Origin of the sequence: Pusillimonas sp. (assembly GCF_044464525.1) — a bacterium.
Classification (GTDB): Bacteria; Pseudomonadota; Gammaproteobacteria; order Burkholderiales; family Burkholderiaceae_B; genus Pusillimonas.
This window is the reverse complement of record NZ_JBIQLE010000012.1, coordinates 72,125-84,720: the sequence shown is the minus strand read 5'-3', so window position 1 is coordinate 84,720 and position 12,596 is coordinate 72,125. Positions and strand designations below refer to the sequence as shown.

Annotated in this window: 14 protein-coding genes and 1 pseudogene; 10 read left to right on the top strand and 5 right to left on the bottom strand. The window is 56.7% G+C overall.

What is annotated here, in order from left to right:
• Window positions 1-74: 74 nt before the first annotated feature.
• The 3 genes and pseudogenes from ACIY1O_RS08855 to ACIY1O_RS08845 all read right to left on the bottom strand — a co-directional run bounded on the left by ACIY1O_RS08855 (window position 75) and on the right by ACIY1O_RS08845 (window position 1,330).
• Window positions 75-443: a 5-carboxymethyl-2-hydroxymuconate Delta-isomerase gene (locus tag ACIY1O_RS08855; RefSeq protein WP_397474729.1), complete on the bottom strand. Its 369-nt coding sequence runs from the start codon at window positions 441-443 to the stop codon at window positions 75-77.
• A gap of 184 nt (window positions 444-627) precedes the next feature.
• Window positions 628-855: pseudogene (locus tag ACIY1O_RS08850) on the bottom strand (type 1 glutamine amidotransferase domain-containing protein); the annotation flags it as partial.
• Between the two features lie 172 nt (window positions 856-1,027).
• A complete protein-coding gene (locus ACIY1O_RS08845) occupies window positions 1,028-1,330 on the bottom strand; it encodes a monooxygenase (RefSeq protein ID WP_397474728.1) in 303 nt (100 codons plus the stop codon).
• 162 nt (window positions 1,331-1,492) lie between these two features.
• Here ACIY1O_RS08845 and ACIY1O_RS08840 point away from each other — a divergent pair, with 162 nt between their 5' ends.
• From ACIY1O_RS08840 to ACIY1O_RS08825, 4 genes are read left to right on the top strand one after another with little or no spacing between them, the layout of a single operon-like run.
• A complete protein-coding gene (locus ACIY1O_RS08840) occupies window positions 1,493-1,759 on the top strand; it encodes a hypothetical protein (RefSeq protein WP_397474727.1) in 267 nt (88 codons plus the stop codon).
• A gap of 3 nt (window positions 1,760-1,762) precedes the next feature.
• Complete coding sequence (locus ACIY1O_RS08835) at window positions 1,763-2,233, top strand: YaiI/YqxD family protein (protein ID WP_397474726.1); 471 nt, start codon at window positions 1,763-1,765, stop codon at window positions 2,231-2,233.
• 6 nt (window positions 2,234-2,239) lie between these two features.
• Window positions 2,240-3,007, top strand: coding sequence for a VOC family protein (locus ACIY1O_RS08830; protein WP_397474725.1), 768 nt, complete (start codon window positions 2,240-2,242; stop codon window positions 3,005-3,007).
• Window positions 3,008-3,052: 45 nt separating this feature from the next.
• Window positions 3,053-3,931 carry a GNAT family N-acetyltransferase gene (locus tag ACIY1O_RS08825; protein ID WP_397474724.1) on the top strand — a complete coding sequence of 293 codons (879 nt, stop codon included), beginning with the start codon at window positions 3,053-3,055 and terminating at the stop codon, window positions 3,929-3,931.
• Between the two features lie 50 nt (window positions 3,932-3,981).
• Here ACIY1O_RS08825 and ACIY1O_RS08820 read toward each other — a convergent pair whose 3' ends face one another.
• A complete protein-coding gene (locus ACIY1O_RS08820) occupies window positions 3,982-4,461 on the bottom strand; it encodes a hypothetical protein (RefSeq protein ID WP_397474723.1) in 480 nt (159 codons plus the stop codon).
• Between the two features lie 353 nt (window positions 4,462-4,814).
• Between ACIY1O_RS08820 and ACIY1O_RS08815 the strand changes: the two genes are divergently transcribed.
• The 4 genes from ACIY1O_RS08815 to ACIY1O_RS08800 all read left to right on the top strand — a co-directional run bounded on the left by ACIY1O_RS08815 (window position 4,815) and on the right by ACIY1O_RS08800 (window position 9,844).
• Complete coding sequence (locus ACIY1O_RS08815) at window positions 4,815-5,591, top strand: class I SAM-dependent methyltransferase (protein WP_397474722.1); 777 nt, start codon at window positions 4,815-4,817, stop codon at window positions 5,589-5,591.
• Window positions 5,592-6,001: 410 nt separating this feature from the next.
• The gene (locus tag ACIY1O_RS08810; RefSeq protein WP_397474721.1) at window positions 6,002-7,870 is read left to right on the top strand and encodes an amidohydrolase; all 1,869 of its coding nucleotides are present in this window, start codon (window positions 6,002-6,004) and stop codon (window positions 7,868-7,870) included.
• Window positions 7,871-8,141: 271 nt separating this feature from the next.
• Window positions 8,142-8,684, top strand: a complete 543-nt coding sequence (locus ACIY1O_RS08805) for a DUF4148 domain-containing protein (protein WP_397474720.1) — start codon at window positions 8,142-8,144, stop codon at window positions 8,682-8,684.
• A 341-nt stretch (window positions 8,685-9,025) separates the two neighbouring features.
• Window positions 9,026-9,844, top strand: coding sequence for a metallophosphoesterase (locus ACIY1O_RS08800; protein WP_397474719.1), 819 nt, complete (start codon window positions 9,026-9,028; stop codon window positions 9,842-9,844).
• On the opposite strand, the gene ACIY1O_RS08795 is transcribed toward ACIY1O_RS08800, so the two are convergent.
• Window positions 9,845-10,333 (bottom strand): nucleoside deaminase, encoded by a 489-nt coding sequence (locus ACIY1O_RS08795; RefSeq protein WP_397474718.1) that lies wholly within the window; start codon window positions 10,331-10,333, stop codon window positions 9,845-9,847. It lies immediately after the preceding gene.
• Window positions 10,334-10,597: 264 nt separating this feature from the next.
• Here ACIY1O_RS08795 and ACIY1O_RS08790 point away from each other — a divergent pair, with 264 nt between their 5' ends.
• Entirely contained in the window at window positions 10,598-11,422 is an 825-nt protein-coding gene (locus ACIY1O_RS08790; protein ID WP_397474717.1) for a lytic transglycosylase domain-containing protein, read from the top strand.
• Window positions 11,423-11,608: 186 nt separating this feature from the next.
• On the top strand, window positions 11,609-12,496 hold the full coding sequence (locus ACIY1O_RS08785) for a DMT family transporter (protein ID WP_397474716.1): 888 nt from the start codon (window positions 11,609-11,611) through the stop codon (window positions 12,494-12,496).
• The last annotated feature ends 100 nt before the right edge of the window (window positions 12,497-12,596 follow it).

Genomic DNA, 12,596 nt, shown 5'->3' with positions numbered 1-12,596 from the left:
GGAACTATGCGCCGCGTTGCAGCACTCCGCGAAGCATGACTCGAAGAGCGGGCCAACACCGATATGTTGTGTAGTTATGGCGAAAGCTTGAATTTTCGATAGCTGCCGCGCTCTATGTCGACGACTTCAACGCTTAGATGCACGGTCATGTCTTTATCAAACGTGGGCATGTGCTCGAGCATGCCATCGGCCACCCGTTGGCTGAAATCCTTCTTCGCTTCTTCGGTGCGTCCGGCCATAATGCGGACTGTAACGTGGATGAAGCCGCGCCGGCTGTCTGCCAGCCCCACGCGAAACTGATCGGCGCATACCACTCGGGCTTTCAGGTCTGCTTCGTCTTCAACTTCGGGGCTATCCGCCAGCCGGCGTGTGACGGCGGCCAGCATGGCGTCGAACGGCAGGTCGACCAGATTGGGGGTGTATTCAATAAGGATGTGTGGCATTTGGCAGGCGAAGTGGTTTTCTTGAAGTGATTCGACAATTCGCTGCCAGAGGAGAGGCACCAGGCGCCGAAGCCGCGTTTGAATAGTCTACGTTGTGTAAAAGTGTAGCGCCCGAAGGAGGGTGCAATTTATATGAAGCGCACCGATACCTCGGCGGATCCGCTCCGATGGGCGACATGCTGGCCAACAAGCCATCCTGCACGATGTGCGTCTCCCAGTCTGGGCCCTTCGAATAGATACCGCCCTTGGCCTTCAATTCGTCCTCGACGAGGAAGGGCACGACGTCGGCAAGACCGACGCCGGCCTCTTCGGAATTGGTGAAGCCAGTTACCTTTTTGCCCTCGACCAATGGTCGTCCGTCGGCGGTCTTCACGTGGCGCAGTACGCCCGGCGCATGGCAAACCAAGGCGACCAGGGGGGGCGGATAATGAAGGCACGACGGCCGAGCGATGTCACTGGCTTGCCGCTTGTGCCGCCGTTGGACGAGCTGCCGCACACGCTCGCCTGAGACGGCTATCCGCAGCTAGGTTGTGCAGTCTGGAATCGGCGAGTGGCCCGAACCAGGGCGTAGCGTTTGTTATTTATCACAGTCCAGGAAACCGGTCGACCTTGGAAAGCGGAATATTCGCGTCAAAAACCTTGATGCGCAGATCCGTAACGCCCATGTCTGCCAGGCGGGCCGAGTGCATGTCTTTGTATGCGTTGAGCGTTTCCAGGTTTTCAAAGCAGTAGATGCCGCCCGCCTCGCCTGTTTCAGCGTTTTCGGTCCAAAGCTTCCAGACCAGACCCGGTTCGTTGGCAATGCTTTCTGCCAGGCCCTGCATCGCTTTGCTCATTTCGGCGCCGAACGGGCCGGGGGAGGGAAAATCGACTTGTAAGATCTTCATGGAGGACTCCGAAAGGTATGGCGGTGCCGGGATGGGTTCAGCAACATGTGGCGATAGATTCAAATGCAAATTTCGCCTCAGCCCACATTACGCGTCTTCTCATTATCCTCTAAGATGCTTGCCTAGCAAGCCCATCGCCGCGCGCACAATTCTGAGCCCTTCATGAAAAAAACCGATCTCGAAAAGCAAAAAGCCCTGAAACTAACGGGCCGGCTCAATGCCGCCGTTCCACCAGGGCGCTATGCCGGGGCAGCGCCCGCTGTAGATCGTCGTGAACAGCGCCGCTTGGATCAGGCGGCCGGCCTGGTTTCCTTCCCTGTGAAATTGCATCAGCCATTGATTACGGCCTTGAACGCTAAAGCCAAGGCCGATGGCGTCAGCGTTAACGAATTGGTGAACACGCTGCTGGCCGGTGCGTTGAAGGGTTAGCGCATGAAAATCTGGGTTGATGCGGACGCCTGCCCCTCTGTCATCAAGGACATTCTTTACCGGGCGGCGCAGCGATCGAAACGGCCTCTGACCCTGGTGGCCAATCAAATGCTGTATACGCCGCCGTCGCCCTTGATCCGCGCGGTTCAAGTACCGCGCGGGTTCGACGTGGCAGACGACTATATCGTTGAACATGCGTCGGCCGGCGACTTGGTCATTACCGCTGACATACCGCTGGCCAGCGAAGTGTTGCGCAAGGGGGCGCTGGTCATCAGTCCGCGCGGGGAACGTTTCACCGCCGACAGCATCAACGAGCGTCTCGCGATGCGCGACATGATGGAAGAATTGCGTAGCGCCGGCGTCGATACGGGCGGACCGGCCGCGTTAAGCCAAGCGGACAGGCGTGCATTTGCAGGCGCTTTGGATCAAGTGCTGCAGAAAGCGCAACGCGAAGACATTGCCAAGCGCGACTGAGCAGCCTTGAGTAACGGCAGCGGAGATTTTTATTTAGCCTTAACCCCGAACCGCATGGCTATGGTGGAAGTCCGAATCCAGGTATATATTGCTAATAGCGATTCACCCGAGATTCTGGTTCTAGAAAGTTCAAGTCGGGTAGTGTCTTCCCCATTGCCTGGCCCTAGGAGACAACACATGAAAAAACTGGCTATATCTGCGGCCTGCACCGCGTTGTTCTTGACAGCGGCAAGTGTCGGCGCAGCACAAAGCAAAGGGGTTCCAGGGGTGCGCGGCATCGACCATATCGGCTTCACGGTGCCCGACATTGACCAAGGCGTTGAATTCTTCCACGAGGTGTTGGGCTGCGAAGAGGCGATGCGCTTCGGGCCATTCAGTGACGATACCGGCACCTTCATGCAGGATCTGGTGGATGTCCACCCACGAGCTGCCATCAAGCAGATCGCCATGATGCGGTGTGGCGAAGGTTCGAATATTGAACTGTTCCAATATAGCGCGCCGGATCAAAACACAAAAATGCCCCGCAATAGTGATTATGGCGGCTTTCATATCGCTTTTTATGTGGAAGACGTCGGGGCGGCAGTAGACAAGGCCAAGGCACTGGGGCTGAAAACCTTCATGGGGCCGCTGAAGATCGAAGAAGGTCCTGCAGCCGGGCAGTCGATCAATTATGTATTGACTCCCTGGGGCGCCTACGTCGAATTGATTTCTTATCCCAATGGTATGGCGTACGAGAAAGATGCCAAGACCCGCTTGTGGGCGCCTGGCGAGTAAAGGGCCAGCGGCGTCCTGTAACGCCAAACCGACCAGGAGTCTTTTATGAACTCAGGCACCGACGAGGCCGGCCTTGTCATCCGGCCGATGCGTCGCCCCGAGCTCGACATGCTGCTTGATTGGGCCGCCGCCGAAGGCTGGAACCCCGGTTTGCACGATGCCGAAGCGTTCTATGCTGCAGACCCAAGGGGCTTTCTGATAGCCCTTCTTGGCCAGACTCCGGTGGCGGCCATATCCATCGTTCGCTACAACCGCGACTATGCCTTTCTGGGGTTCTACATCGTATCGCCCGCCTATCGCGGGAAAGGTTATGGCTATCGAATTTGGCAGGCCGCCATTGCGGCGATGGGTGAGCGTACCATCGGCCTGGACGGCGTACCGGAACAACAGGAAAACTATCGCCGTTCTGGGTTTCAACTTGCGCACCGCAATATCCGCTATGAGGGCCAATGGCGACAGGGCGATTTGCAAAGCGCCGCATCCAAGGATGCCGATATCGTGCCGCTGAATACGTTGCCATTCGCGGCACTGGCTATTTATGACCGCGCTTTTTTCCCCGCTGCCCGTGACGCGTTTTTGCGCCAATGGATTATGCTGCCTGGATCACTCGCCCTGGGGCGAAAGGCGCAGACTGGCTGGTCGGGTTACGGAGTCATTCGTGAATGTCGCAGCGGATGGAAAATCGGCCCACTGTTCGCCGATACGCCAGAAACTGCGCGAGCGCTTTTTTTGGCGCTAACTACGAAAGCGACAAATTCGATGCCCATTTATCTTGACGTTCCACAATGCAATCCGGCGGCCGTTGCCCTGGCCGAAGAGCACGGCATGCGGCCCGTGTTTGAAACCGCACGCATGTACACGCGTGAACCTCCCAACCTCTCGCTCGCGCGCACGTACGGCATCACTAGCTTCGAGTTGGGTTAAGCACGAAAACGTTCTGGGCTTCAAGACGAACGGCCAAGGCTGGCTGGGTTTTACCGACGGCGATGTTGTGGGCGTTCCGAATGCTGCCTCTGTTGGTGATGGCGCGAGCCCGCGTTGGGGCTTCGATGTTTGTGAATATGGGGGCGTCCGCGCTGCGCGTTGGGATGCTTACGGGCCTCGTGCCGCCGTTGCTCAAATCGTTTTTGTGATTCGAAGTGGCGCCTGTATATTTCTGCTTCATGCCGCCGCTGAGCCTGGTTGAGCCGGGAATGGCCGTAATGGTTGTATCGGGGCGCTTGATATCCATGCTGATAGCCATGGCGGTAGCCGCCATGGTAACCATGCTGATACGCTCCCTGTTGGCCGCCGTAGTAGCTGCTGTGAGAGCCGCCGTGTGCTCCGTAGTAGACGCCGTCGTATGCGCAGGCCGAGACGCTGAAAACCACGCTCAGCACCATGATGCCGCGCAGCCAACTGAGCGATCCGGCTCGAGGCGATGAGCAAGAGCCATTGAAAAGGGCAGGGAACATGATCGTCTCCCAATTCCGCTTTCGCGGATGAAGTCATGTCTTTATCCTAATCCTGAAAGCGGTAATGCAGGGCGTGTCGAAACCATTCGAAACAGCTCAGCCGCCAACTGGGCGGGTTTCGACATTCAGTGAAATGAAGCTGCAAGCATATTTTCGTATTGGAAACGCTTGCGCTACCATTCTGTCTTAAAGTAACCGGTACAAGCGCGGCAAGTGCAGTGCCGACGCACTGCGAACACTATCGCGTCCGGAGTAAGCTCAGTTCCGACGCATATCGAAAACCTATCGCCATCAAGATCATGAACCTTGTAAAAATATCGAGTCATCTCTTTGCTGCAATGGTCGGCCTCGGCATGGCCTTTACTGCGATGGCCGCCGGCCCCGGCGACGACGCCCTGAAAGCCGCCATCGCAAGCGATAAACGCACGCCTGCGTATGTACAGCGCGATGCCGCTCGTCATCCCTATGAGACACTTTCATTCTTTGGCATTCAGCCTGCGATGACGGTGGTGGAGCTTAGCCCGGGCGGTGGCTGGTATACGGAAATCCTCGCGCCTTACCTACGGGACAAGGGCCACTATATTGCCGCAGCGTATAGCGAAAATTCCCCCAGAGAGAACCGGCGCGGCTACACCGCAAATTTCAAGAAGAAATTGGCGGCCGACCCGGATCGATTCGGCAAGGTGCAATTGGCTGTGTTTGAACCGCCCAGCGATCTTAGTTTTGCGCAGCCTGGCAGCGCCGACCTCATCCTGACCTTCCGCAACCTGCATAATTGGCTGTCTTACGGCGACGACAATATGAGGCGCGTATTTGAGAGCGTCTACGCCACCTTGAAGCCCGGCGGCGTGTTTGGCGTGGTCGAGCACCGTCTTCCCGAAGCCATGCCCCAGGACGCCACCGCCAGTTCTGGATACATGCACGAATCTTACGTGATAGATATGGCGAAAAGCGTTGGTTTCAAGCTGGCTGAAAAATCGGAAGTCAATGCAAACCCAAAAGATACGGCCGATCATCCAAACGGCGTGTGGGCCTTGCCGCCCACGTATCGCAACAAGGATGAGCACCGCGACCGCTACGAGGCCATCGGCGAAAGCGACCGCATGACGCTGAAGTTCGTGAAGCCTTGAATCCCTGAATCCTTGACGGTAGGGCGGTTCAATCGCTTGAGCCGCTACTTAACGTTCAATTGATTAGGCGCCATTCAAACAGATGGTGGCTGTGCGTCATCGGGCTGCTATCCAGCTGCCTGAACGGCGGCCTAGCGTGTATATACGCCCTAAGCGCCATATTCATCGTTGCGATATCCGCTATTATCCGTTTATGCAAAAGTGCAAAAAAAGTATGCGAATGTTGCGGGGAAGATGCCAGTGTCAATTCTCTCGAATATCTCAGCCTGCGTTTTGGATGGGTAAGGGCGAAATCCATGGCCCATAGTCGGTGGAGCGCGGCCGCGGCATATTCGCTTTAATGCGCTGAAGCGGCTTGTTGGCCCACAGGGCTTTTGGCGTTTTCGTAAATAATGTCGAGGAATATCTGGATGAAACTCACGGCTCTGGTTCGATGTGCCCCGTTGTTGAGCGCGCTATTGCTGGTACAGCCCGCTTCCGCGGCAGAATTGGCTGAAGATATTTGGTCCGGCGGCCCCATCTTGACCATTGACGATAATCGGCCGCGCGCCGAGGCCGTGGCGGTTAAGGAGGGCAAGATCCTGGCCGTGGGTTCGCTTGACGAAATCGAGCGTTATCGGGGCGAACAGACCGTTATGCACGACTTGGCCGGACGGGCCTTGCTGCCCGGTTTCGTTGATGCGCACGGGCACGCCTTCATGATCGGCTTGCAGGCGGTCTCCGCCAACCTGCTTTCCCCGCCCGATGGTGAAGTGAAAGACATCGACGGCCTGCGTAATGCACTGGCAACGTGGTCGCGCGAGCATGCTTCCACTGAAAAAAGCGCGGGCATGATTCTTGGCTTCGGTTATGACGACGGCCAGCTGGCCGAACAACGCCATCCGACACGTCACGATCTGGATGCTGTATCCAGCGACACCCCGATATTGATTATCCATCAGTCGGGTCATCTCGGGGTGATGAACAGCAAGGCGCTGGAAATGGCCGGAATCAGCGCAAGCACGCCCGACCCTGCGGGAGGCGTCATCCGTCGCGAAGAAGGCTCAAAGACGCCTAACGGTGTTCTTGAAGAGGCCGCATTTTTCGGATCTTTGGCCAAACAGTTTTCCCACATTACCGCAGAGCAGGCGCAGGCTCTTTTTGTGGCGGGCACAAATTTGCTGGGCAAGTATGGCTACACCACCGGCCAAGAGGGGCGCGCCACTTCAGGCATCGTGCCGTTCATGCAGCAGGCGACCAAAGCGGGGAAAATAGATATTGATGTGGTCGCATATGTCGATGTGCTGCAAGACCGTGATTTCATCGCGCAGCATGCCGGCGCCGACTACATCAATGGCTTTCGCGTGGGTGGCGCCAAACTTACCATCGATGGTTCCCCACAAGGGTTCACGGCTTTTCGTGATCGCCCTTACTACAACCCGCCCAAGGGCCATCGGGCCGACTATCGAGGCTACTCGGCGGCCACGCCCGAGCAGGTATTCGACGCCATCGACTGGGCGTTCAAAAATGACATTCAGATCATCACCCACGCCAACGGGGAAGCGGCATCCGACATGTTGCTGGCCGCCATCAAAACAGCCAGGGAAAACAACGGTCTCAAAGATCGCCGTGCCGTGTTGATTCACGGGCAGTTCCTGCGCAAGGATCAGGTCGCCGCCTTGGACGAGCTTGAGGTTTTTCCCTCGTTGTTTCCCATGCATACATTCTACTGGGGCGATTGGCATCGCGACCGCACGGTGGGCCCGGTCAATGCGGAGAATATTTCGCCCACAGGATGGGTGCGCGAGCGTGGAATGATGTTCTCTACACATCATGACGCCCCTGTCGCATTCCCCGACTCGATGCGCGTGTTGTCCGCTACCGTTACCCGCCGCACTCGGTCCGGCGATATTCTGGGGCCGCATCAGCGCGTAGACGTCATGACGGCCCTCAAGGCGATGACACTCTGGCCGGCCTATCAGCATTTTGAAGAAGGTGCCAAGGGTTCGATCGAGCCGGGCAAGCTGGCTGATTTTGTGGTGCTGTCGGAAGACCCCACCGCCATCGACCCGGAAAAACTTAGCGAATTGATCGTTGAGCAAACCATCAAGAACGGCAAAGCGATTTATCAGCGGCCACCCGCTACCGCTCGGGCCCCTGGAAACAGTGCTGCTGTCGGCGATGTCTTTTCGCGCGTATTGAATGGGTGGCAGCACTCAAATGAAGCGTCGGGCCACCAAGGCCATAGCCACGGTCCCGAGCTGTTGATGGGTGTAATCATCGAAGGGTTGGAAAAATGATTCACGTTCTATGGGAACACACTCGCAAGCAAATGAGCGAGCCGCTGGAAGCCTGTACCGCAACTTAGCAGTCGAGGCCAGATTGGAGCACTGGTCAGAATCGTGGGTTTTTTATTGTTTGTGTTTTTGGAATGGTCTATTGCTATTTAGGATCTTTATTCTCGTCCTGAGAACTTTTAAAGTATCTACATCGACGAGAATTTGGTATGCCCGAGCCGAATTCGCCGGAAAACCATCCGGGCAAACATATTGATATAGAGGATCCAACACCATGACACGCACTCAAATTTCCACTATCGCTCTTGCAATCAGCGCCCTGTTCGCCGGCCACGCCGTGGCGGCCGACAACGGCGCCGCGACCCGCGCACAGGTCAAGGCTGAGCTGGCCGAAGCCGTCCGCACCGGCAACGTCATTGCCAACGTAACCGGAGAGCTGGCGAAGGACGCCTATCCGCAAAGCTATGCCGCCGAGCAGAACGTGGCATCGAAGAGCCGCGAGCAGGTTCGCGCGGAACTGTCCGAGGCCGTTCGCACCGGTAACGTAGTTGTCAATGTGACGGGTGAACTGGCCAAGGATGCCTACCCGCAAAGCTATGCCGCTGATCAGAACGTGGCATCCAAAAGCCGCGAGCAGGTGAAGGCAGAACTGGCGGAAGCCGTCCGCACCGGTAACGTCATTGCCAATGTAACCGGCCAGCGCATGAACGAAGCTTATCCGCAAGCCTATTCCGGCCAGCAGAACGTGGCGTCCAATAGTCAGGACGTGGCAGGCGCAGAGCTGGCCGGTGCGGCCAATAGCGACGTGCGTGGTTAATCACCGTTAGCATTGCGCGCGTTGACGCGGGCGCGATGCAACGCACGGCAGCCATAGTTAAGGTGAGCTCAGCGCATCGTTTGGCTGAGAATCGCTAACAAACAGTCGGGTCTGGCAGGCCTGGCTGTTTTTCTTGTTGGAGCGCCAGGCAGCGTTACAGCCGTGCTTTCCGCCATGAAGGGTCGGCCCTGGTGGTAGCGGTCGAAGGCGCCAGGCATGCGCTGCAGGTATCAAACTCAAAACCATCGACAATGGTAATGTAAGGTAGTTCTTCGCTGTACTGAGCGGTACATCAGTTAATTTTGGAAGGTGGAACTATTATGGTTGGCTTGCATCGACATATGCCTGCCAATACAGCGGGGCGTGATTTCGTCTTCGGCGACCTGCATGGCTGTCTCGATTTGCTCGAGGAAGAGCTTTCTCGAGTTGAGTTCGACATCTCGGTGGATCGGCTGTTCTCAGTGGGTGATCTGATCGATCGCGGGCCAGACTCCATGGGCTGCTTGCGGCTGTTACGCGAGCCTTGGTTCCATGCTGTGCGGGGCAATCATGAACAGATGCTTCTGGCGTACTTCCACGAAAAGACGTCGCCTGAGGCGTCCAGTGAATTGACCAAGGTTTTCTTACGCAATGGTGGTCGCTGGGTCCAGGAGCTTGATGCCGCCGTTCGCGACGAGTTGCGTGAAGACCTTCTGCCCCGGGTTGCGGCCCTGCCATTTGTGATTTCCGTCGGAGAGGGTAGCAAGCGGTTCAACATTGTTCATGCAGAGCTCATGTCCGGAAGCATTGATCCCGACGGTTGGTTGGCTCGGCTGGCAGGGCTGCCTCAGGATGAGGCATCACAACGCATATTGACCGACGAGCTATTAACCGATGCGAGCTTGGCGGAAATGACCGAGCCGCTTGCCTGGGGCAGGCGGCTGGTAAAAAGTATCGACATGAAAGCGGCCGATAAAATCGTCACACCCGCCGGCCCTGTATTGAAAAGCACTCGGGCGATGCGGCCGAACCTGTCTCTAACTTACGCGGGCCATACGCCGCAAGGGTGCATGTTGCTGCATGAGTCGCACTTGTTCATAGATAGAGGTGCGTTCAAGCGGGATGTCGGCACGCGCTTATTGGTGCTGAATCACCAAGAGGTGCTTGCCTGGCTCGCCTAGTTAATTTGTGCGGCTCTTTGTGTGAAACTTAATATGAAGTTGGTGAACCTGCTTCGCAAGTTCTTCATCGGGCCCATGCACGACGGTGTCCGAGATTATCTGCTGGATAGGTAGCGGGCGAACCCTTGATGGCGGAACGCCAAGCGCCGGCAGCCACGTGCTTAACTGTTGCGACGAACTTGCGTAGACGATCCTGCCCAATCTTACCCAGCCGTGAGCGGCGGCGCACATGGGGCAGTGCTCGCCCGACGTGTAGACCGTTGCTTTCGAGCGTTCGTCCGGGCTCAGGTTTTGCGCGGCCCAACGCGCTATGGCAAATTCTGGATGCTGGGTGTGATCGCCTCCGGCCACGTGGTTGTGGTCTTCAAACAAAACTTGGCCTTCGGATGACACAAGCACCGATCCGAAAGGCTCGTCTCCAGAAGCGAGAGCTTCCGCTGCCAGCTCTACACATCGTCGAAGGTGAATGCGATCTTCTTCAGTGATCATCTGTCGTCTCCATGTGGTTGTGGTTTCATAGTCGTCACGAGCGCTTACACCCGTAAGCATGGCTGTAAGGCTTGTAATGTTATGATTGCGTTGGTAATGAGCGACGCCCACAGCGTCGCGTTTTAATTGAATACGCCTTTTATCTGTGGCCGCTGCTGTATCTGCAAGTAGTGGTCCATCTTCACATTAGCCAAGAAACAAAGCAACTTGGTCGCCCAGGAGCTTTCTCCTGCAGGTGTGTGGGACAACGGGCGTGACAGGCTAATGATCCTCAAGAAAACTTTAAACACTCTCGCAGAGCCGCGCCATAGTGCTGGTCGTACCCGAATCTCTGTCTTCGCCGCCGCGCTCGGTCTTGTAAGCGGTGTAATCTTTGGCCCCGGCGCGTGGGCCAATGAGCCCACCGCCCAATTGTCGGCCTTGGCTAAAGAAGAGCTTAGCGTCATTGAGCCTGCGGGTACATTACCGGAATCTGTGGAGCCGACAGCGGATGAGCTTGCTCCCGAGCCGCTCGAAGCAGTTCCCGTAATCGATCTGGATTACGTGCAGGATCTGACCTACATCATCGAAGAGGCGCGCAAGCAAGCGCAAGTCGAATACCTTGCCCAGAAGCTGCGTAAACCCCCCCATACCTTGCAAGAGTACGTGCAGCTTGCCTGGGCCGAGGCCAGCAGGCGCGGACTTCGTCCCGAGCTTCTGATCGCTATTATTCATAAGGAAAGCACCTTCCAGCCCAAGGTGCAAAGCAGATATGGGGCGCAGGGGCTGATGCAAGTGGTCAGGCGATGGCACGGAGACAAACTGCAGAAGAACGAGTCTTTGTTTGACCCTGTGGTGAACGTTCGCGTGGGCACAGACGTGTTGGAGGAATATCTGGAGTGGGCCGATGGCGATCTGCCGAAGGCCCTTGCCAAGTATTCCGGCAACGCACGTGGCTACGCCAACACGATAATCGATGAATCGCACAAGCTGGCGGCAGTTGCCGATAGCGCCGCGGCCGAAGTGGCGATGGCGCCGGAACTGTTCGAGCCCACATCGCCTGCCGGCCTTGAAACGGATATGCGGGCGTCAAGCGAGCGGGCCGGCTAAGCCTGGCCGCTTGCTGCGCAACCTTGCTTGCGCCGAGTGCCGGTTTGCAACTGGTATAGTGCCGTGATGATTACCGACACCCCCTTCTTCCATGGCAGCCCGCCAGCAACGCAAGCATGGCCCGATGCGAAATGCCGTTTGGGCTATATACTTTTGCGTTTCGTGCAGGGCTTTGGTCGATAGGTCGTGGTTCATAAAGCATATGCCCTTCTGGCGCTGGCGACACTTTTTTGGGCGGGTAATTCGATCGCGGGCAAATTAGCGGTCGGCCATGTCTCACCCATGGTCATTGTCTCAGTGCGTTGGTTGATCCTGATGGTGGTGCTGTACGCATGCAACAGCCGGCAGGTCGCAGCCGACTGGCCAGTGCTGCGGCCAAGGCTGGGGTACCTGCTGCTTCTGGGCACCCTTGGCTTCACCGGCTTCAGCGCCTTACTCTTTTACGCCCTTATCTATACCTCGGCCATCAATAGCGCGATCTTGCAAGGCGGCATGCCGCTTTTCGTATTTTGCGCCAGCTTCATCTTGTTTGGCAGCCGAGTCAGCCTGAAGCAGGTGATCGGATTCATGATCTCGTTCGTTGGCGTGATTGCCATAGCCGTAAGGGGCGACCTCAGCAACCTGATGGGCTTGGGTATTAATTTTGGCGATGCCTTGATGCTTATCGGCATCATCTCGTACGGCATCTACACCGCCGCGTTGCGCAGCAAGCCCCAAGTGCACTGGGCCAGCCTGATGGTCGTTCTATGCCTTGGCGCCACACTTTCATCGCTTCCGTTCCTGTTCCTTGAAGTAATTCAGGGTACGGTCATCTTCCCGGATTTAGAAGGTTGGGCCGTTATCGCGTATATCGTCATCTTCCCAAGCTTGCTGGGCCAGGTTTTTCACATTCGGTCCGTGGAGTTGATCGGAGCCAACCGAGCCGGCCTATTTGCCAATTTGTTGCCGATCTGGGGCGCTTTATTGGCGGTTGTTCTGCTTGGTGAAGCGTTCCATCTTTATCACGCCGTGGCCCTGGTGATGATTCTTGCGGGGATCGGGCTTGCAGAGTACAGCAGGCGCTCGAAGAGCTAGATGTCGAGTACGAACTTGCCAAAATGTTGCCCACTGGCCTGCTACTGAAAGGCAGAAACGGCGCACTATTACTTTTGCGATAATGGTGCGCCGCTAAGGC